The sequence below is a fragment of the Klebsiella sp. KTE92 genome (genome assembly GCF_000398905.1).
GTDB classification, from domain to species: domain Bacteria; phylum Pseudomonadota; class Gammaproteobacteria; order Enterobacterales; family Enterobacteriaceae; genus Klebsiella; species Klebsiella variicola.
The window spans coordinates 2,782,775-2,798,983 of the sequence record NZ_KB976100.1; the positions used below are offsets into that span (position 1 = coordinate 2,782,775).

The 16,209-nt window shown below is 57.7% G+C and carries 19 protein-coding genes; 6 read left to right on the forward strand and 13 right to left on the reverse strand.

Translation table 11 applies throughout. The annotated features are described in order from the left end of the window. Window positions 1-20 precede the first annotated feature (20 nt). From A1WC_RS12275 to A1WC_RS12260, 4 genes are all read right to left on the reverse strand, one after another. Complete coding sequence (locus A1WC_RS12275; RefSeq protein WP_012541629.1) at window positions 21-902, reverse strand: LysR family transcriptional regulator; 882 nt, start codon at window positions 900-902, stop codon at window positions 21-23. A 149-nt stretch (window positions 903-1,051) separates the two neighbouring features. After that, window positions 1,052-3,352, reverse strand: coding sequence for an FdhF/YdeP family oxidoreductase (locus tag A1WC_RS12270; RefSeq protein ID WP_016161114.1), 2,301 nt, complete (start codon window positions 3,350-3,352; stop codon window positions 1,052-1,054). Between the two features lie 319 nt (window positions 3,353-3,671). Further along, window positions 3,672-4,589 carry a bestrophin family protein gene (locus tag A1WC_RS12265; RefSeq protein ID WP_016161115.1) on the reverse strand — a complete coding sequence of 306 codons (918 nt, stop codon included), beginning with the start codon at window positions 4,587-4,589 and terminating at the stop codon, window positions 3,672-3,674. A gap of 231 nt (window positions 4,590-4,820) precedes the next feature. Beyond that, the gene (locus tag A1WC_RS12260) at window positions 4,821-5,774 is read right to left on the reverse strand and encodes a cation diffusion facilitator family transporter (RefSeq protein ID WP_016161116.1); all 954 of its coding nucleotides are present in this window, start codon (window positions 5,772-5,774) and stop codon (window positions 4,821-4,823) included. Window positions 5,775-5,994: 220 nt separating this feature from the next. Between A1WC_RS12260 and A1WC_RS12255 the strand changes: the two genes are divergently transcribed. Continuing rightward, window positions 5,995-6,672, forward strand: a complete 678-nt coding sequence (locus A1WC_RS12255) for an ABC transporter substrate-binding protein (protein WP_016161117.1) — start codon at window positions 5,995-5,997, stop codon at window positions 6,670-6,672. Between the two features lie 12 nt (window positions 6,673-6,684). Here the strand turns inward: A1WC_RS12255 and A1WC_RS12250 are convergent, their stop codons facing one another. From A1WC_RS12250 to A1WC_RS12240, 4 genes are all read right to left on the reverse strand, one after another. Beyond that, on the reverse strand, window positions 6,685-7,554 hold the full coding sequence (locus A1WC_RS12250; protein WP_012541625.1) for an oxygenase MpaB family protein: 870 nt from the start codon (window positions 7,552-7,554) through the stop codon (window positions 6,685-6,687). A 103-nt stretch (window positions 7,555-7,657) separates the two neighbouring features. Then, on the reverse strand, window positions 7,658-8,089 hold the full coding sequence (locus tag A1WC_RS12245) for an OsmC family protein (RefSeq protein WP_008804765.1): 432 nt from the start codon (window positions 8,087-8,089) through the stop codon (window positions 7,658-7,660). A gap of 113 nt (window positions 8,090-8,202) precedes the next feature. Then, window positions 8,203-8,349: a hypothetical protein gene (locus tag A1WC_RS27940; RefSeq protein ID WP_012541624.1), complete on the reverse strand. Its 147-nt coding sequence runs from the start codon at window positions 8,347-8,349 to the stop codon at window positions 8,203-8,205. 15 nt (window positions 8,350-8,364) lie between these two features. Beyond that, window positions 8,365-8,769, reverse strand: a complete 405-nt coding sequence (locus tag A1WC_RS12240) for a YdeI family stress tolerance OB fold protein (RefSeq protein WP_008804764.1) — start codon at window positions 8,767-8,769, stop codon at window positions 8,365-8,367. A gap of 145 nt (window positions 8,770-8,914) precedes the next feature. Between A1WC_RS12240 and A1WC_RS12235 the strand changes: the two genes are divergently transcribed. The 3 genes from A1WC_RS12235 to A1WC_RS12225 all read left to right on the forward strand — a co-directional run bounded on the left by A1WC_RS12235 (window position 8,915) and on the right by A1WC_RS12225 (window position 11,183). Next, window positions 8,915-9,418 (forward strand): hypothetical protein, encoded by a 504-nt coding sequence (locus A1WC_RS12235; protein ID WP_016161118.1) that lies wholly within the window; start codon window positions 8,915-8,917, stop codon window positions 9,416-9,418. 8 nt (window positions 9,419-9,426) lie between these two features. Next, the gene (locus tag A1WC_RS12230) at window positions 9,427-9,873 is read left to right on the forward strand and encodes a DUF421 domain-containing protein (protein WP_008804762.1); all 447 of its coding nucleotides are present in this window, start codon (window positions 9,427-9,429) and stop codon (window positions 9,871-9,873) included. Window positions 9,874-10,187: 314 nt separating this feature from the next. Next, window positions 10,188-11,183 carry an SDR family oxidoreductase gene (locus tag A1WC_RS12225; RefSeq protein WP_012968128.1) on the forward strand — a complete coding sequence of 332 codons (996 nt, stop codon included), beginning with the start codon at window positions 10,188-10,190 and terminating at the stop codon, window positions 11,181-11,183. Here A1WC_RS12225 and A1WC_RS12220 read toward each other — a convergent pair. From A1WC_RS12220 to A1WC_RS0125155, 5 genes are all read right to left on the reverse strand, one after another. Beyond that, window positions 11,180-12,805: an alpha-amylase family protein gene (locus A1WC_RS12220; RefSeq protein WP_016161119.1), complete on the reverse strand. Its 1,626-nt coding sequence runs from the start codon at window positions 12,803-12,805 to the stop codon at window positions 11,180-11,182. The two genes, A1WC_RS12225 and A1WC_RS12220, sit on opposite strands and share 4 nt — an antisense overlap. A gap of 54 nt (window positions 12,806-12,859) precedes the next feature. Continuing rightward, the gene (locus A1WC_RS12215; protein ID WP_012968126.1) at window positions 12,860-13,042 is read right to left on the reverse strand and encodes a hypothetical protein; all 183 of its coding nucleotides are present in this window, start codon (window positions 13,040-13,042) and stop codon (window positions 12,860-12,862) included. A gap of 17 nt (window positions 13,043-13,059) precedes the next feature. Beyond that, complete coding sequence (locus A1WC_RS12210) at window positions 13,060-13,566, reverse strand: ferritin-like domain-containing protein (protein ID WP_016161120.1); 507 nt, start codon at window positions 13,564-13,566, stop codon at window positions 13,060-13,062. A 23-nt stretch (window positions 13,567-13,589) separates the two neighbouring features. Beyond that, entirely contained in the window at window positions 13,590-13,805 is a 216-nt protein-coding gene (locus A1WC_RS12205) for a hypothetical protein (RefSeq protein WP_008804758.1), read from the reverse strand. Between the two features lie 203 nt (window positions 13,806-14,008). Beyond that, window positions 14,009-14,194 (reverse strand): general stress protein, encoded by a 186-nt coding sequence (locus tag A1WC_RS0125155; RefSeq protein WP_008804757.1) that lies wholly within the window; start codon window positions 14,192-14,194, stop codon window positions 14,009-14,011. 654 nt (window positions 14,195-14,848) lie between these two features. On the opposite strand from A1WC_RS0125155, the gene A1WC_RS12200 reads away from it, so the two are divergent. After that, the gene (locus A1WC_RS12200; RefSeq protein ID WP_016161121.1) at window positions 14,849-15,763 is read left to right on the forward strand and encodes an SDR family oxidoreductase; all 915 of its coding nucleotides are present in this window, start codon (window positions 14,849-14,851) and stop codon (window positions 15,761-15,763) included. A 166-nt stretch (window positions 15,764-15,929) separates the two neighbouring features. Continuing rightward, a complete protein-coding gene (locus tag A1WC_RS12195; protein ID WP_008804755.1) occupies window positions 15,930-16,175 on the forward strand; it encodes a DUF2543 family protein in 246 nt (81 codons plus the stop codon). The last annotated feature ends 34 nt before the right edge of the window (window positions 16,176-16,209 follow it).

Consider the following 16,209-nt stretch of genomic DNA (forward strand, 5'->3'; position numbering starts at 1 on the left):
GGTTGTCGCAGGGACTGGCCTCAGCCAAAAATCCCCTGCGCCTCGGCGAAGCATTTTTCCGCCAGGGTTGATACCGGCTCCTGCTGGCGCATAATGAGCGCCAGCTGTGAATCGACCTGGGTTTCGGCGATCGGCAGAATTTCAAGATTATCGCTCAGCGCTTCGAGGCCGTTGTTGAGCGGCATAATCGCGCAGCAGATCCCCGCCTGCACCGCCTGGATAATCTGAAACGTCGAATCGCTTTCAAAAACATACTTCGGCGTTAGCCCTTTAGCCTTAAAGCTGATTTCAATGGATTCCCGGTAGTACATTCCCTTGGTCAGAAAACCGAGGGGCAACGTCGCCAGCGCCTCCCACCCCGGCGTCGCACCGCTGAAGTCGAAATGGCGTTTATCATGCAGGAGCCCCATCCGGGTTTGCGGCAACCGGGCGACCTTAAACAGGCGCTGGTCCAGATGCTGCAGATAGCAAATGCCCAGATCCAACTGGTTACGGCTGACGCCATCGATAATCTGCTCCGAGGTCATCGACAGCAGGCTGAACTGCAGCGCCGGGTATTTCTCCGCCAGCGGTTTAATCAACTGCATCGGGTTCAGGCTCGCCAGCGGCACCATGCCGACCCGCAGCTGACCGACCATCTGCCCGCGACAGATCGCCGCCTCTGCCGCCAGACCATCATGGGCAGCCAGCACCGCCCGCGCCCAGGCCAGGATCCGCTCACCTTCCGGGGTAAACCCCTCAAAGCGCTGGCCGCGCTGAATAAGCGTCAGGTTCAGCTCCTCTTCCAGGTTACGAATGCGCATGGAGAGGGTCGGCTGAGTAATATGGCAGGCCGCCGCCGCCTGGCCAAAATGGCGCGTCTGATCGAGCGCGATCAAATACTTGAGTTGCTTAATATCCATTCTCTTTCCCGTTTGAACCCCGCCGTTCACCCCCGGGGCCGCGCACAGGTTACCAGAATGTTAGTTTCAGTAGCGATAAATTCAAGCGAGGACATCACGAGGGGCTGCAGGGCGCAGGACGGCGCGATGCCGTCCTGCGCCCTGCTTTTTTAGCGTACGCCGGCCAGCGGACGGATCTCTTTCGAGCGCAGCGTCAGACGAACGGGAACCGACTTATATGAAGGGGTGCCGCTCTCTTCATCCAGATAGTTCAGCGGCACCAGCACGTTGGCTTCCGGATAATAGGCCCCGACGGTACCGGGCGCGATGCCGTAGGCTACCACCGTGATATCTTCCAGCGTCAGCTCGCTGTCTGGCAGCGCGGTATGAATATCTACCCGATCGCCATGTTCCAGCCCCTGGGCAGCCATGTCCTGTTCATTCATAAACAGCACGTCGCGGCGGCCAAAAACACCGCGGTAGCGGTCATCCATCGCGTAGATGGTGGTGTTGTACTGATCATGACTGCGCAGCGTCACTAAGCGCATCACATCTTCGCCCTCCACCACCACGTTCTCATGCAACCCTTTGAAGACCGAGAACATGGCTTTACCGGTGGCCGTTGGCCAGATGCGCTCGGTCGGCGGTAGCGGCATGCGGAAGCCCCCGGGATGACGAATACGCTGGTTATACTCCTCGAACCCCGGAATGGTCTGTTCGATCAGATCGCGAATGCGGTCGTAATCTTCCACCAGATACAGCCAGTCCACTTTGCTGGCCGGCAGAGTGGCCTTCGCCAGACCGGCGACAATCGCCGGCTCCGAGCGCAGCGTCGGCGAGGCGGGCTTAAGCTTGCCTGACGACGCATGCACCATCGACATCGAATCCTCGACAGTGATCGACTGCCGGCCGCTGGCCTGCAGGTCAAGCTCGGTGCGGCCCAGACACGGCAGAATAAAGGTCTCTTTCGCCGTCAGCAGGTGCGAGCGGTTGAGCTTGGTGCCGACGTGAACGCTAAGCTCAAGGCCGCGCATCGCCGGGAAGGCGCGTTCGTGATCCGGCATCGCCACAGCGAAGTTGCCCCCGAGGCAAATCAGGGCTTTGGCGTCGCCGGCGATCATGGCCTCCAGGGCCTTCACCGCATCGTGACCATGATGCCGCGGCGGCGTAATCCCCATCACCCGCTGCAGGCTGTCGAGGAAGGCCGCAGAGGGTTTTTCACTGATCCCGACGGTGCGGTTTCCCTGCACGTTTGAGTGGCCGCGCAGCGGACAGATGCCAGCGCCCGGCTTGCCGATGTTGCCGCGCATCAGCAGCAGGTCGGCAATCAGACGGACGTTGGAAGTGCCTTTATTATGCTGGGTAATACCCATGCCGTAGGTGACGATGGTGGCCCTGGATTTGGCGTAAGCCACGGCGACCTGGGTCAGGGATTCGCGCGTCAGGCCGGACTCCTGTTCGATATCCTGCCAGCGGGTGGCATGCAGATCCTCGGCGAAGGCAGAGAATCCCTGGGTATGCTGGGTAATAAACGCGTGGTCGAGCACATTGCCCTGCTCCTCCTCCAGCTGCAGCAGCGCTTTGGCGATCCCTTTCAGCGCCGCCGCGTCACCGCCGGCCCGCACCTGGTAGTAGGTCGAAGCGATCGGCGTCGAGCGCCGGGTCGCCATCTCCATCACGTTCTGCGGGTCGGCAAAACGCTCCAGCGCCCGCTCACGCAGCGGATTGAAAACGATAATCGGCACGCCGCGGCGGGAAAGCTCATGCAGGGTGCCCATCATCCGTGGGTGGTTGGTGCCCGGATTATGGCCGATGGAGATCACCAGCTCGGTCTGGTCAAAATCGTCGAGGGAGACGGTGCCTTTGCCAATCCCGATCGACTGCGGCAGGCCCACGCTGGTGGATTCGTGGCACATGTTGGAGCAGTCGGGGAAGTTGTTGGTGCCATACTCGCGGGCGTACAGCTGGAACAGCCACGCTGCCTCATTGGACGCCCGGCCAGAGGTATAGAACTCGACCTCATCAGGCTGCAGGCCGCGAAGGATCTCGCCGATGCGGGAGAAGGCCTGCTCCCACGCCACCGGACGCAGAGTATCGCTGGCGCGGTCGTAGACTAAAGGATGCGTTAAGCGGCCATAGCCCTCCAGTTCGAAATCGCTCTTCGCCAGCAGGGAGGTCACGGTGTTGGCCGCGAGGAACGCGGGCGTCACCCGTTTGGTGGTCGCTTCCCAGGTCACGGCTTTGGCGCCATTTTCGCAAAACTGAAAAGTGGATTTATGCTCTTTATCCGGCCAGGCGCAGCCCGGGCAGTCAAACCCATCCGGCTGGTTAGTGCGCAGCAGCGTGGCGGGCGCTTCGAAAGCATCCATCTGGGTACGCACAGCGATGGCCGTGGCCTTCAGGGCGCCCCACCCGCCTGCCGGGCCATCATAGGGGTGAACACCGGGCACCGCGCGTCTTTTATTGGTCATCTCTTTACTCCTGCTGCTCTGTTCTGGCTGTCTCTAGCCGAAAAAGGCGTACGACAACCCCGGCGACGAAGCGTGAATCGCATGGCGTCACCTGAAAAGAATGCTGTTTCTCAAGGATAGTACGATGGGAAAGCGTAGGTACTGCGTTTGTTAACTGAATAATAACATACACCACAATTCTGTATAATTGATGTTATCTATCAGGTGTTAAATTTAACTTATTTGCAAATTTTCGCGGTTATCGTCGCTGTGCGCTGACGGATAAAAGACCCACGGGAAAGCGATGACCGGGCAGCGGAAACCGCCCGGTGGGTCTGATTCAGGTCAGATTGAAGTAACGGTCCGGACGCAGCGTCTCCGGCAGCGGATGCTGACCGGTCATGTCGAGCAGATTGCGCTCAATGGTATTGCACATGGCGTTCAGCGGCAGATCATTGGCGGCGGTACCGAAAGGATCTTCCAGCTCTTCCGCCAGCGAATCCCACGACAAAAAGGTGTAGGAGATAAACACCGAGACAAACGGCGTCATGTAGTGCAGATCGCCGACCAGCGCGAACGGCAGCAGCGTGCAGAACAGGTACACGGTGCGCTGCAGGATCAGGGTATAGGCGAATGGCACCGGAGTGGTCGCCAGCCTTTCACAACCGCCCAGCACGTGCGCCAGCTCATCGAGTTTGTTGTCCATCAGCCCGTAGGTGATGTCGCTGAGCTTGCCCGCCTCCCGCAGCTGGCCAATTTCGTTGCCGACCAGCAGCAGGATCCGGTTGGTGGGCATTGAGCTGGCGAGGATCTCCGCCACCTTGTCATCCGGCAGCAGCCGCCGCAGGTCAGCCGTCGGATCGGTTTTGCGCAGCTGGTGCTTCAGGCTCCAGCTAAAGGCCACCAGATAGCTGACGATGCGGCAATGGACATCGTGTTCGGCCGGCAGGATATTGCGCAACTGGCGTACCAGCGTACGTTCGGCGATAAGCACCGTCCCCCACAGATTGCGCGCTTCGACGAACCGGCTGTAGCTGGCGCTGTTGCGAAAGCCGAGAAAAATCGCAATCGCAATCCCCAGCAGGCTGAACGGCGCCACCGTTAAGTGGATCCCCAGCTGCTCGTACCATTGATAGCTGATAATGGCGATGATGGACATCAGCACATTAAGCAGCAGACGAAAGATGATTTTCGACAGCACGGAGCCGTGCCAGTCAAATAAGCGAAGAAACCAGTGTTGTTCTGGCCGAATGATCATTGTCTGACTTCCTGAATTACCGCTCTGGTCATTATCTCTGAATAAAGAATAGAGATTATCTATGAACCGATTGGTTTATTTTATCGTTAACTGCGATGGGCAGATCTTCGCCATTATTTAGCGATGGTAATGGCGTTTTTAGTATGTGCTTTTTTTATATTTCAGGCAATCGATGCGCCAGCAATTAAGGCTCAGGGAAAAAATAGCCGCTGAGCCAATAAAATTGCCGGTTCAGGACACCGGGTGCGCCAGGCCGCTTTTGTCAGCCCCGCATAGCGCGCTGGCCGCGTCGCTGGGATCAAGATGCACCATTACGTTAAGCACCGGATGCTGCGCCAGGACCCGCTCCCGCGCCTGACGGGCAATCTGATGTCCCTCGGCTACCGACATCTCTCCCGCCACCTCGAGATGGACATCCACCAGCACCAGATCCCCCGCCTTACGGGTTTTCAAATCGTGCAGACCCGCCACGCCCGGCGTGGCCTGCAGCGTGCCGGCGATCGCCCGCTGCGTCTCTTCATCGACGGCGCGGTCCATTAAATCGTGCAGCGCCGTGGCGGCGAAACGATAGCCCATGCGAGTGATTAGCAGTCCCACCGCCAGCGCGGCAAGCGGATCGAACCAGGCGAACCCGGCCAGGTTACCGATAATTCCCAGCGCCACCACCAGAGATGACGCGGCATCGGAGCGGGCATGCCAGGCGTTGGCGATGAGCAGCGATGAATTCAGCCGCGTGGCGACCGCCAGCATATAGCGAAACAGCCCCTCCTTAACGGCCAGCGCCACCAGCGCCATCCACAGCGCCACGCTGTGCACCGCCGGAATCGTCTGCGGCTGCGCCAGGTGACCTGCCGCAGACCACAGCATGCCGACCCCGACCAGCACCAGGATCGCGCCGAGGATCAGCGAGGCGCCATTCTCGTAGCGCCAGTGTCCATAGTGGTGATCGTGGTCTGAGGGTCGACGGCTCTTTTTATTCGCCACCAGCACCACCCCATCGGCGACCAGATCGGAAAAAGAGTGCATCCCATCAGCAATCAACCCCTGGGAGCCAGAGAATATTCCCACCACAACCTGAAACACGGAAAGGAAAATATTGACCACCACGCTAATAAGGGTACTCTTTCGCGCCTGCACCGAACGCTCATGATATTTATTATCATTTTCAAAATTATGTTGTGTCATTATTTCTCTCCCTTTGTGAGCGGGAAGAATAAACTGACAAGCTGAGTTTATGCTTAACAATATAAAAGCCATTGCCTTTCCGTTTAACGATATCGGCGCTGTCGATTATTAATATATTCTGAAAGGGTGGCAGGACAGGTACAACCGCGCGCGGATGGGCTATCTTATGACTGGCCCGGCAGGTCGGGCCACTTTCTCTTCACCACCACAGGAGTCAGCGATGTCAGAGAACACCTCATCCCGGCTGCGTTTTGCCATTAACCTGGGCAACGCGGTCCTGGCCCATCTCGGGGAGACGGGGGAGCCCGCAGGTCTCACCGTCGAGCTTAGCCATCGGCTGGCGACGCGCTGGGGCGTCACCGCCGAGTTCGTCCCCTATCCTGCCGCCGGAAAAGTGGTGGCTGACGCCGGCGGTGATCACTGGGACATTGCGTTTCTGGCCATCGACCCGGCCCGGGAAGCGACCCTGCGTTTTACGCCTCCCTACATCACCATCCAGGGGACCGCGCTGGTGAGAGCCGGTTCGCCCTGCCAGAGCGTGGCCGACATGGATCGCCCGGCAACCACCATTAACGTCGGGCAAAACGCCGCTTACGATCTGTGGTTAACCCGTCATCTGCAGCACGCCAGCCTGAATCGCCTTCCCTCCTCGCAGGAGGCCATCGACGCCTTCCTCGCCGGTGAAGGAGATATGGTCGCCGGTATCCGACAGCCGCTGGAGGCGACAGCCCGTCAGCACGCTGGGGTGCGGGTACTGGCGGATAATTTTACTGAGATCCAGCAGGCCATCTGCGTCGCCCGGGCGGATGTCGCTGGCTTCAACGCGGTGAATGACGCGCTCAGCGAGTGGCGGGCGGATGGCAGCCTGGAGGCACTGATTGCCCGACAGCTGGGCTAGGCGGAGTGACCTTCACTCCACTTGCATCCGGCGCATGGCGCAATGCCAGGCGCCGTTGCGTACCGAGGCACGGAGCACGCGGGCCACGCCATGCACCAGCAGGCGCGTCGTGCGCCGCTGCAGCGGCGTGAGCGACAGCCCCAGCATCTCCTGCGCCCATTCCGGCAGCAGATCGATTCCGGCGCGCATCATGACCTGACCCACCGGCTGGCTCAGCCTACCCGGCAGACGAGTAGAGAGCAGCACCTCGGCTACCTCCCGGGTACGTTCGTCACAGCGCAACTGCGGGCGCATCGCCTCGAGATAGTCCGCCACTTCCTGCGGCGTCTGAGGGATGTCCTGGGCCCCCAGCCGACGGGCGATTTCCGCCGACTCGCGGAAATAGTCCTCCTGGCGCTCGGCGCTGACCACTGTCCGCTTGTAGCGCAGGTGGGAGGCCATAAAGCGGCTGCACTCGGCGACGTGCACCCAGGTCAACAGCGCCGGATCGCTGGCCTGATAAGGAGTGCCGTCCTTATCCACCCCGCCGATCCGCTGATGGATCCCCTGCACTTTGGCGATGAGCCGCTCGGCGTCGGGGGTAGTGGCAAAGGTGGTGGCGGAAATAAACTGGCTGGTGCGGCGCAGGCGGCCAAAGATGTCCTCACGGAAACGGGAGTGATCCCAGACGCCGGCCAGCGCCAGGGGATGCAGCATCTGCAGCAGCAGCGCGCTGATGCCGCCGCAGAGCATCGAGGTAAAATCGCCGTGTACCTGCCAGATGGCCGACTGCGGACCAAACAGCCCCGGCTCCCCTTTAGGCTGTTCAAAATCGATCTCTTTTAGCGCCATGCCGGTCAGGCCGAGCACCTGCGCCTCGATCATCCCGCGAATGCCGATCATGATGATGTCCCTTACGTGCAATTAAAGGACAAAAGATACCACTATTGGGCAGCGCAGGGAGAGATATCGGGAAAGGGTGCCCGCTGCGCGCGGGCACGACAGCTTACGGATTCAGCTGGTAGTCGAGAGTGATATTGGCTTTCAGCACCTGCGATACCGGGCAACCGGCCTTCGCTTTCTGAATGATCTCATCGAACGCCGCCGGCGCAACGTCCGGCAGAACAATCTGACTTTGCAGCGCGATGTCGGTTATCGCAAAGCCGCCGTCGGTTTTATTGAGGGTGACCACCGCCGTCGTGTCGATAGACGTTGCGGTATAGCCCTCTTCGCTGAGCATCAGCGACAGGGCCATTGAGAAACAGGCGGCATGCGCGGCGCCAATCAGCTCCTCAGGGTTAGTGCCTTTCACCCCTTCAAAACGGGTGTTAAAGCCGTAGGGCTGCTGGCTCAGCGCCCCGCTCTCTGTCGACACGGTGCCTTTGCCATGTTTCAGATCGCCTTCCCAGTGCGCCAGCCCTTTCTTATGAATCGCCATGTGACTCCTCCTGTGATGATGTCGAACAAGAAGTATAGTGCGTGATGCCGAACCTGCGCCTTTTCTGCGGCCCGGGCATCACTGTGCCCTTAAGGATCTCGTGGTCAGCCTCGCTAACGACCATCGTGTGGCTGATAAGGATCGGTTTTGTCGTCCTTGCTGTCGTCCCGTTTACGCGGCACTTCGCCATGCTCGGCAGGCGCCTCGCGCGCAGGATGCTTTCCGCCCTGCTCACCTTGCGGCTGAGATGTGTTACTCATATCGGCGTTCTCCGCTTACTTAGGCGACTGCTTGAGCAGACGATCGACACGCACCACCGGCGGCGTCATTTTGCGATCGAGGCTACCGTTGATGCTGACCAGATCGTCAGGCTCTACGTGCTGTTCGTTAAACGCGGCGGCCGGAATGATGGCAGTGATGGTGCCGCTTTTATCGCGAAACTGATAACGGTCATTGTCCTGGCGGGTGAGCACATTACCGCGCAGTGAAATAGTCGCGCCATCGTGCATGGTTTTCGCCTGCTCAACGGTCATGATCCGGCCATCCTCGACGCCGCGATAGCCGTCATCGAGTTTGTGCGGCGGCGGCGGTGCGGCATCCTGACTAAAACCGCCCTTATCGTCCGCCTGTGCAATACCCACGGCGAGTACACAGGCCATAGCGAGCGCTAATTTTTTCATCATCCCTCCGTCATTTTACCGATGATTAGAATAAAGCCTGGCTGAGGCGATTCATTTTTACAAAGTCAATTGTTCTGATATCGACTAATATAAGAATGTCCTTATCGTTACGCTGTTGCCGAAACGAAACGCGGGGAAAATAATAATGATTAAGAATCAACAGGATTGTCCCATCGTTGACGAGAATGAACGAGCACTACGCTTCGAATATCGATTCCGGCGCTATGGGATAATTGTTCTGAGTCTCATCATTCTTACCGCGCTAAGCGGTCTGTGGTCCTCCGGTTATTTCAGTGAAGCGCACCGGGAAAGTGCCGCAGGTGAATTAAGCGTCGATTATCAGCGGTATGCCAGACTGATGAGTGAAACCGAAGTGAATATTCAGATTAAACCCGATGGAGGTAGTGAAAAAATTATCAGCTTCACCGCCCCGTTTTTATCGCAATACCAGGTCGGTGATATCCGCCCGCAGCCGGATAAAATGTACAGTGCCGAGGGGAAATTATACCTCGTGTATCAGCAAGCGGACAACCGCTCGCCGATGTCGGTGTGGTTATCCATTACCCCAAAAACAGCCGGCAATATTTCCCTGCAGGCGGCAGTGAACGATCGCGCGCCTGTCACCTGGAACCAGTTTGTCTATCCCTAGGAGTGGCTATGGAAATGGTCCTCAGAGCCGCAGCAATCTATTTTATCCTGTTGATTATTTTTAAGATTGCTGGCAGAAGAACGCTGATGCAGTTAACCAACTTTGATCTAATATTGCTGCTGATAATTAGCGAAGCCACCCAACAGGCTATGCTCAGCACAGACTATTCCGTCACCGGTTCGATGCTCACCATCGTCACTCTGGTGGGTGTTGATATTTTATTCGGCTATATTAAGAAACGCTTCTCGCAGGCGGAAAATTTCATTGATGGCAGCCCGGTTATTGTGGTGGAAAATGGTGCTGTCATCGACGAAAAGATAAAGCTCGTCAATATCTCTGTCGATGATATCCTGCTGGCAGCCAGGCAGCACCATGGGATCTATGAGCTCAAAGCGATCAAATTCGCTATCCTCGAGCGTAACGGCCAGATATCCATTATTCCTGAAAAGGAATAGTCTCAATTTTATTTATCGCGCTCCGGTTGTTTATCACCTGATTCGGGGGCGCGGGTGGCGTCATCCTCTTCTTTTTCAACGCTAAGCATGTTTAATGTCACCATTTTTCCTCCTCGCGGGTTGACAGGGTTCTAACAGATTATAGAACGTCCTCGCCGATGCAGGCACGATCCAGCCAGCATCATCCGGATATGTCGTCTGATTCACACTGCGTATATTCCAGGATATTTCCCACCTCGTCATTGTCATTTGTGAGGAATAATTAACCGATCTGTGCAGTTAATATTGCGCTAGCCAAAAAAAATGAGGTCTCTATGTCTGTGATGGTAATTACCGGGGGAACCGCGGGGGCGGGCAAAGCCACCGCGCTGCGTTTCGCTCGCGCAGGATACCACGTGGCGCTGATTGCCCGAGATGAGACGGGTCTGCAGGAAGCCCAGCAGGCCTGCGAACGGTTTGGCATTAAAACGCTGGCCATTAGCGCCGACGTCGCCGATGCCGGGGCGCTGCAGCGCGCCGCCGCCGAGGTGGAAGCCACACTTGGCGCGATAGACGTTTGGATCAACAACGCCATGACCACCGTGCTGGCCCCCTTTCGTCAGATGAGCGAGGAGGAATTTCGCCGGGTGACGGAGGTGACCTATCTCGGCTATGTCAATGGCACCCGCGCGGCGCTGGAGGTGATGGCGCCCCGGGATCGGGGAGTGATTATTCAGGCCGGCTCGGCGCTGGCCTGGCGGTCGATTCCCCTGCAATCGGCCTACTGTGGAGCCAAGGCGGCGATCCGCGGCTTTACCGATGCCGTGCGTACCGAACTGATGCACGAGAAAAGCCACATCCAGTTGACCATGGTCCAGCTGCCGGGGATGAACACCGCCCAGTTTGGCTGGGCGCGGAATAAAATGGATCAGGCCATGCAGCCGGTGCCGCCGGTCTATCAGCCGGAAGTGGCCGCCGAAGCTATCTACAGCGTCATCCAGCGTCCGGTCAACGAGCTGTGGGTCGGGAAAAGCACCATCCAGTCGATCCTCGGTCAGGTCTTCTTTCCTCGCCTGCTCGATCGGCTGATGGTGAAAAAGGCGTGGGAGGGACAGTTTACCGGCCAGCCGAAGCCGGCAGAGCATCAGGACGACCTGTTCACGCCGGTACGCGGCAATCACCCCGGACACGGCCCCTTTAACGATGGCGCACGGCGTAAAGCGGTGACCATCAGCGCCGATCTCCCGGGAAAAGTGGCTGCCGGCGTCGGGGTAGCGGTGGCGACGATGGCTCTGCGGGCGTTGTTCCGTCGTTCCGGGAAACGGCGTTAATCCAGGCTCCGGCTGAACCAGCGGTACCCATACCCGGAAAGCGCCAGCCGCGCATCTTTCCCGCCGTGTAGCCCATCCTGATAGAGCTTATCTTCCAGAATTGGGCTCCAGTAGCCCTCGGCCAGCGGCGGGAGCAGGACCTCTACCGCCTGCTGGCTGCAGTTCGCCAGCATCAGCACTTCCCGCGATTCGCTGCGATAGCACAGGCCCAGTACCGCAGCAGGCTTCACCGCGAGGATGGCGAAAGGAATGGAGCCCGGCTCGGTATATTCCGCCCGCGCCAGCACCATATTGCGCACCCGGTTCAGCAGCGATCGGGGGTGGCGCAGTGCCGTTTCGACATTGATCCGCTGGTAGCGCCACCGCCCGCTGGCTATCGGTTTTACCGGCAGATCGTCCCGCGCCGCCCGGGAGAAGCCGCCGTTGGGCGCCGCCGACCACTGCATCGGCGTTCTGACTGCGTAGCGCTCCGGTAAGCTCAGATCGTCTCCCATGCCAATCTCGTCGCCATAGCGCATCACCGGCACGCCGGGCAGCGCCAGCAGGATCGCATGGGCCAGCGCCATGCGCCGGGTATCGCCATCCAGCATCGGCGCCAGTCGCCGGCGTACGCCACGCTGGTAAACGGACATGGATTTATCAGGGGCAAAGGTGCGGATAACCTGGCGTTTATTGCGTTCGCCGATCCCCTCGAGATCCAGTTCATCATGGTTACGCAGCCAGTTGACGAAGCAGCACCCGTCCGGCGGGGTCACCATCGCCTGCAGGGCTTTTACCACCGGGGCGGCGCGCTGCTGCGCCAGACTGAGGTAGAGATATTTGTTAAGCCAGAAATTGAGCACCATCTGCAGCCGATCGCTGTGACCGAAGTAATGGCGGTAATCTTCTACCGCAACGTCCACTTCACCCAGCAGTATCGCCTCGGGATTGAGGCGCTGAACGACCTGCCGGAGATGGTTCAGCAGCGGGTAGCCGCGCGCCTCGTCGCCCTTCCCGGCCTGTTTCACCAGATGTGACGCGGCATCGAGGCGAAAACCTGACACGCCCGCCTGCAGCCAGAAGGTGATGATGTTTTCGATTTCAGCGATCACCGGCGGATGAGCAAGATTCAGATCCGGCTCATGACGATAAAACATGTGGCGATAGTATTGCCCGGCCTGTTCGTCCCAGCGCCAGACGCTCTCCTCGACGCCGGGAAACATGGGGGGATCGTCCTTCTCCGGCGGCCTGTCGGCCCAAAGATAGTATGGCCGCCACGGCGACCGGGGATCGCGTCGCGCCGCCTGAAACCACGGGTGCTGGGCGGAAGTGTGCTGGATAACCAGCTCAACAATCACCCGCAGCCCCAGCTCCCGGGCGCGGGCAATCAGCTCAATCACGTCGGCGATGGTGCCAAAGCGCGGATCGGGCTGCAGATGGTCGCTGATATCATAGCCATCATCCTGCAGAGGGGTGAGATAGAAAGGCGTCAGCCAGAGCACCGTCGCCCCGAGGCTGCGAATGTAATGTAGCTTTTGGCGAATACCGGCGAGATCGCCGTAGCCGTCACCGTTAGCGTCATAAAACAGTGAACTATCAACCTGATAAATGACCGCTCTGTGAAACCACTGTTCCCGTTGCATCACTATCACCTTGCTTATTCACCCTGACGGGTGGCCCGTCACTCGCCAGCAGATTCAGCGCGGTTTACGTCCGCCCCTCGCCGTCGGCCGGGGTTTGGCGACAGGCGATACGGTAGCGTGTTCCGCTGAAGGCGCCCGATTCGCCACCGCGTCCACCAGAGCCTGCTGTCTGGCGGTTAATTTCAGAGGAACCTGTTCCTCGACAGCATGGAGCGCGATCGTGTGGCGTTTAACCATAGTTTTTCTCCGGCGGCTTATTTTCCGGCCTCAACGCCAGGCAGATCGGCACGATGCAGAAATTGCCCGACGATCGTCGGCTGATGATGAAGCAGCCAGTCAGCCATGCCTCGCTCCTCCGCCAGCATCGCCTCCAGGGCGTGGATGGCATGGTGGTCGCCCACCCGTTTCGCCGCCGTCAATAAGGCGGTATAGCAGGCGACCTCGAATTGCGCAAAAACATAGGCCGTGATAATGACTTTAATAACCTCATCGCCGGGCAGCATCATCCCAATGGACTGGCCCAATGCGGCGACCCGGCTCATCGCATCCTGCAGCGCGGAGCGGGAAATATGATTACGGGCAATGATATCCTGCAGAGACGATAATTGCCGGCGGGTTTCATAGCGATGTTGTTCAAGACGCGTGCGCAGTGGCGGATAGTTCTCACTCCTTCTGATTGCGGCGATTAATATCACTTCGGCCTGTTTTTCCATCGCATGTGCATCGCGCAGCCAGTTATGGTAATTTTCAATATCCGTCATAAATACCTCTGATAACCAATCCTTTATTTGGATGTGGGATCTTCATTCTCTTCCGCCGCCTGATCCGCTCGCGCTGCACTATATCCGGATAAATGCCCAACGATATTCGCATAGATGCTAATGAGAATGACCCACAGGACGCTGTTTTTCCACCAGATTAACGAGGGTATTGCCAGAATGACCCACATCACGGCGGCCACAAGATGGCAACGTTTAATCAATGCCGGTGTCAGTTTCATTTTTATTACCTGCTATGTTATAAATACTTAACCGTTAACCAGCATGTTGCCGATTCATTTACTCTTCGCGTATTGCCGATAAATAAATACGAGTATCCGACCAGATTTATTATTACCAGCCCATATAAACAGAAACCTGCGGACCGGCAGGCCCACAGGTTTTTGTTTCGGCGCCCTTTTTAAAGCGCCTCAGGCTTCAGTCATTAACTGTCACCGGCTTTACGACCACCGCCATGACTGTTCTTACCACCCTTTTTACCGGCTTCGGATGCACGTTCAGGATCATTTTTAAAGTTCCCGCCGCTGTGCTGTCCGCCTTTACGCCCGGCTTCGGATGCTTTTTCACGATCTTCTGCAAAGTTACCTGAACCGCCTCTATGCTCTGCCATAATTTCACCTTTTAGGTTTACTCGATCTCGGTTGGTAAATGGAAAATGACCCTGTTACAAATCATCGCCCTCAATATCTAACACTAGAGGAATGCTCGCAGGAGTCAAATTAACGCCAGGCTTTTATCCACGCCAAATGGCAAATAAAAAATAAATAACGAAGCGGCAGTAAAAATAAATACATTGTAACTCACTTATTCGCCTTAGGTTATCACCATTCACTATCATGAATTTTTTCGCCCCGGCGCCTTTGTAAAAAAATGAAAATGATGGGCGATTTTTTATTTTTACATCAGCCAGACATCACCGTCATAAAAATACTCACAATGAAGTAGTTCATCAACCATCCATAGGTGCAAAAAACTATTTTTTTCACAATGCACCCCCCTTCGCCTTTAAAAAAGCATACCGTCATTCAGCCCGCCCGGTAAAATAGCCCCGCACCGCAAATTAAGGATGGAATAATCCTAATTTAACACCACCAATAATAACGCAGCGACATACAACGAAATTCGCCAAGGATCAGCCGGTTAAAGTCAAATAAAGCCCCTATTTTGCCTGTTAAACAAGATAGATGATCCTCTCGCGCTGCCTGGCCTGGGGTGAAGCTGACCTATCCTTAGGTCTGGCCCGTTCTGTCTGAAGGAGATGACTATGCAAGATGAAAAACCGCCAATGAAAAAATTACCCACCTCCATGTTGCCAGAAGAGACGGCTCCCCGTCCGGAGTTCCCGGAGCAAGAACAAACCCCGCCGGGTCTGGATGCGGAGATGGAGCCGTCACCGGACCACGGGGAAACCAGCTACACCGGCACCGGGCGGCTGGCGGGTAAGAAAGCGTTAATTACCGGCGGCGACTCCGGCATTGGCCGCGCGGTGGCGATCGCCTTTGCCCGCGAAGGGGCCGATGTCGCCATAAGCTATCTGCCGGAGGAGCAAGAGGATGCCGATGGAGTCATCGCGCTGATCAAAGCCGAAGGTCGCACGGCAGTGGCCCTGCCGGGGGATATTCGCTCCGAGTCCTTCTGTCAGTCGCTGGTGGCCGACGCGGTGGAACAACTGGGAGGCCTGAGCATCCTGGTCAATAACGCCGGACGTCAGCAATACTGCGAGACGCTCGAGGAGCTCACCACCGAAGACTTTGACGCCACCTTTAAAACCAATGTCTACGCGCCGTTCTGGATCACTCGCGCGGCGCTGCCCCATCTTCAGGCCGGGAGCGCAATCATCAATACCACCTCGGTGCAGGCCTATAAACCCAGCCCGATCCTGCTCGATTATGCCCAGACCAAAGCCTGCCTGGCGATCTTTACCAAATCGCTGGCCAAGCAGGTGGCGAAACGAGGCATTCGCGTCAACGCCGTGGCGCCAGGCCCATACTGGACGGTGCTGCAATCCAGCGGCGGCCAGCCGGACGAGAAAGTGAAACAGTTCGGCAAAGACACACCGATGGGCCGCCCGGGGCAGCCGGTCGAGATCGCCCCGCTGTACGTCACCCTGGCATCAGACGCCTGCTCCTATACCTCCGGTCAGGTGTGGTGTTCTGACGGCGGGGACGGCGTGGTCTAAATCCGTAGCCTCCGGACCGATACACGGGCCGGCGTTATGCCGGTCCCTCCCCAACACGATCGCCGCGCAGCCCCTGTGTGGCGATTTTTCCTCTCCCGCAGCGTGTTTAGCCGGCTGCATGCTATGATATCCGCCCGCCGCTGTGCGCTGACCCTGAGGACAACTGATGAGTAATGAGATCCCCCTGAAATTTTATGACATCGTGGACGAGTACGAGACCGAAGCGGCCTCCCCGGTTAAAGAGACGGAACGCGATGCGCTGGCGCGCTATTTTCAACTGCTGATTGAGCGGCTGATGAATAACGAAGAGATCGATGAAGAGGCGCAGCAGGAGATGGCCCGCGAAGCGGCCATTGATGAACGCCGAATTGACGATATCGCCAACTTCCTTAATCAATGGGGCAACGAGTAAGTCTCATCGTCAGCTCACCGGCAGGGCCACCGCC

Excerpts from the sequence above, each read along its gene's own strand:
- A1WC_RS12275 (WP_012541629.1), bottom strand. The coding sequence starts at position 902 with ATGGATATTAAGCAACTCAAGTATTTGATCGCGCTCGATCAGACGCGC.
- A1WC_RS12270 (WP_016161114.1), bottom strand. The coding sequence starts at position 3,352 with ATGACCAATAAAAGACGCGCGGTGCCCGGTGTTCACCCCTATGATGGC.
- A1WC_RS12265 (WP_016161115.1), bottom strand. The coding sequence starts at position 4,589 with ATGATCATTCGGCCAGAACAACACTGGTTTCTTCGCTTATTTGACTGG.
- A1WC_RS12260 (WP_016161116.1), bottom strand. The coding sequence starts at position 5,774 with ATGACACAACATAATTTTGAAAATGATAATAAATATCATGAGCGTTCG.
- A1WC_RS12255 (WP_016161117.1), top strand. The coding sequence starts at position 5,995 with ATGTCAGAGAACACCTCATCCCGGCTGCGTTTTGCCATTAACCTGGGC.
- A1WC_RS12250 (WP_012541625.1), bottom strand. The coding sequence starts at position 7,554 with ATGATCGGCATTCGCGGGATGATCGAGGCGCAGGTGCTCGGCCTGACC.
- A1WC_RS12245 (WP_008804765.1), bottom strand. The coding sequence starts at position 8,089 with ATGGCGATTCATAAGAAAGGGCTGGCGCACTGGGAAGGCGATCTGAAA.
- A1WC_RS27940 (WP_012541624.1), bottom strand. The coding sequence starts at position 8,349 with ATGAGTAACACATCTCAGCCGCAAGGTGAGCAGGGCGGAAAGCATCCT.
- A1WC_RS12240 (WP_008804764.1), bottom strand. The coding sequence starts at position 8,769 with ATGAAAAAATTAGCGCTCGCTATGGCCTGTGTACTCGCCGTGGGTATT.
- A1WC_RS12235 (WP_016161118.1), top strand. The coding sequence starts at position 8,915 with ATGATTAAGAATCAACAGGATTGTCCCATCGTTGACGAGAATGAACGA.
- A1WC_RS12230 (WP_008804762.1), top strand. The coding sequence starts at position 9,427 with ATGGAAATGGTCCTCAGAGCCGCAGCAATCTATTTTATCCTGTTGATT.
- A1WC_RS12225 (WP_012968128.1), top strand. The coding sequence starts at position 10,188 with ATGTCTGTGATGGTAATTACCGGGGGAACCGCGGGGGCGGGCAAAGCC.
- A1WC_RS12220 (WP_016161119.1), bottom strand. The coding sequence starts at position 12,805 with ATGCAACGGGAACAGTGGTTTCACAGAGCGGTCATTTATCAGGTTGAT.
- A1WC_RS12215 (WP_012968126.1), bottom strand. The coding sequence starts at position 13,042 with ATGGTTAAACGCCACACGATCGCGCTCCATGCTGTCGAGGAACAGGTT.
- A1WC_RS12210 (WP_016161120.1), bottom strand. The coding sequence starts at position 13,566 with ATGACGGATATTGAAAATTACCATAACTGGCTGCGCGATGCACATGCG.
- A1WC_RS12205 (WP_008804758.1), bottom strand. The coding sequence starts at position 13,805 with ATGAAACTGACACCGGCATTGATTAAACGTTGCCATCTTGTGGCCGCC.
- A1WC_RS0125155 (WP_008804757.1), bottom strand. The coding sequence starts at position 14,194 with ATGGCAGAGCATAGAGGCGGTTCAGGTAACTTTGCAGAAGATCGTGAA.
- A1WC_RS12200 (WP_016161121.1), top strand. The coding sequence starts at position 14,849 with ATGCAAGATGAAAAACCGCCAATGAAAAAATTACCCACCTCCATGTTG.
- A1WC_RS12195 (WP_008804755.1), top strand. The coding sequence starts at position 15,930 with ATGAGTAATGAGATCCCCCTGAAATTTTATGACATCGTGGACGAGTAC.